Annotated in this window: 1 protein-coding gene; it reads left to right on the forward strand. The window is 41.8% G+C overall.

From position 1 onward, the window contains the following. Positions 1-322 precede the first annotated feature (322 nt). On the forward strand, positions 323-1927 hold the full coding sequence (locus tag BIS10_RS18440) for a hypothetical protein (RefSeq protein WP_253507650.1): 1605 nt from the start codon (positions 323-325) through the stop codon (positions 1925-1927). Positions 1928-2254: the final 327 nt, after the last annotated feature.

The raw sequence follows: 2254 nt of genomic DNA on the forward strand, positions 1-2254 counted from the left end.
TCGCAAAATGGCGTTGATAAGGCATTACCAGTTCCGAGCAAAACGCATGAAATGAGCAGCAGAACTTTCGCAATCGCAGCGGAGGAGTTTCTGCTATGAGGTCCCAGTGCAGGCTGGCGGAGGACGTTTGAAAAGGAGGAAGCACTCCGGCTCTCCTCCCAAAAGCGAAAATAAAAAAGGGGACATTTCCCCTTAAAGTTTCTAAGGGATTTTGACCCATTTTTCGGCTTCTACTTAAGAGGACAAAGTTCTTAAAAAAATGAGCACAGTTTTACGGACAGTGAAATAATGTCCCTATTCTGACAGAAATAGGGACATAGCTATGTCGAACGAAGTCTTCCACGTTAAGAGCCGTTGTGGTGGAGGCAAAAGCCTTCATACTGTTCAAGAAATGTATCCATACATTGCCAAGAAGCCCAATGACACCATAATTTTCGCATCGAAAACTAACAAACTCACAAAGCAGAATTATGAAGTTTTTACGGCAGTAAATAACGCTTCAGCGAACCCTGTGAATTCATGCCGCATTGATATTAAAACGATACCGGCATCTACCACTGTTCGCGAGGAACTGACCAAAGCTTTAGATCATGGCTTTCAAGGTGTCATTTTTGTATCGCATGTGATACTCGCGACCATAGACACTAAAAAATTACGTAACATAGAGCTCATTATAGATGAAGTTCCTAGCACGCTAGTGCAGCACTTAGAGGTGCATTACGAATTCAAAGATCAAGGATCCACATGGGAGCAGTACATTATGACTGTGCCTTGCGCTCATGCTAACTACCAACGAGTCATTATCAAACCTGACGCAGACAGGGCAGATATACAACGCCGCATTGATAACCCTCGTAGGGGGTTCGATAATAGCATTACAAAGGAAGTCGTAATGCTATTAGAGTTTCTGCTTGAAGGCCACGAAGTAATGTACACCAGGAGGTATAGCAGCGATGGTAAGTTCCTTAATATTTACCAAGCCATTCGTTGGCAAAAATTAGAAGAAGTAATCAGCAATTCAAGGCGCGTAGCAATACTAAGTGCACAGCTGCGGGATACCTTAACTGGCTTCGTTCTGGAAAAAGTTATGAAGAAGACCATTACGGAAATTCCAATTCTAGATAATCTACCCCTTCCAACGTTGCATCTTAACAGGGTTCGTATTTACCCCATTATAGTTGGGAGTAAGTGGTCTTCATATCTGAAGAAGAAGCCAGCTAACGAAGCGCTGTTATACCAAGGTAAGCCAGTAAAATCTCTTCAAAGTGTATGCCTCTATGCTCAGGAGATTGCGGCAGGCATTCTTCAAGGGAAAAATTCACTTCTGTTCCTCAACGCAAAGGAGGATCAGCATGAATTTTTAACCAATGACGCCATAAAAAAGATCAGCACTTCCTCACATGGTCAGAACAGCTACACTAGATTTGATCACGCTGTGTACCTTGCATCTAACCGCCCTGACAGAAATGAGGAAAATTCCTTGAAACTGTTTGCAGAAGACCATGGATATTCAGGTGATGAGATCATGAAGGCGCTCTTGACAGAGCGTTGCTATGAAACTGCGTATCAGTGTGTGGCAAGAACCAGCATTCGCAACAAAGATGTTGACCAAGATAAAGAGCATATTTTCATCGTTCCAGATGAAAAATATGCCGAATACCTAAAGGGCTGGTTTGATGGCAGTGCAACAATCGACATAACTTACTTACATACCTTACAGCCTTCTTTGCCATCTCAGTTGAAGGACAAGAAAAATCTGGATCTCGTTAGAAAAATTAGGTCTGACTACATTGCTAAAAAGGGAAAACTCAAGAACCTACTGGTTAAATATGATCTGAAGGAAAAAACTTATAAGCGATATATCGAGCGGTTCCGAAAAGAACTAGAAAGTGATGGATTAATTAAACCAAAACGAAAAATAGTGTGAATAAATCAAGGCTATTAGTTTACAAGGAACAGAGGTTTCTATAGGGGGGAGCTGAATTTTCTCCATTAATGCCCAGTAACCAAATCGAACTGGTTGATGCTAGGCAGTAGCTGCTATTCATGAAACAACACTGCATTGAGTAGTGAGTAAGTGCTCAATTAAAAAGCACGCCTAGTCATAGTATATAAAGGAAGGGTTTTCTTTTTTATTCTTGGTTTCAGACGTTGTTGTAGTGGTCAAGTAAAACTGGCCACCGCTTTATAGTTAACCCAGTACTTTTCCTCTGCCTGGTTCGGACTCATAGCACCGTTATGCTGGTGAGGCCTA

It is taken from the genome of Halomonas sp. 707B3 (assembly GCF_024158645.1).
Taxonomy (GTDB): domain Bacteria; phylum Pseudomonadota; class Gammaproteobacteria; order Pseudomonadales; family Halomonadaceae; genus Vreelandella; species Vreelandella lionensis.

What these genes read in the sequence shown, in the direction of transcription:
- BIS10_RS18440 (WP_253507650.1), top strand. Translation starts at nt 323, where the DNA reads ATGTCGAACGAAGTCTTCCACGTTAAGAGCCGTTGTGGTGGAGGCAAA.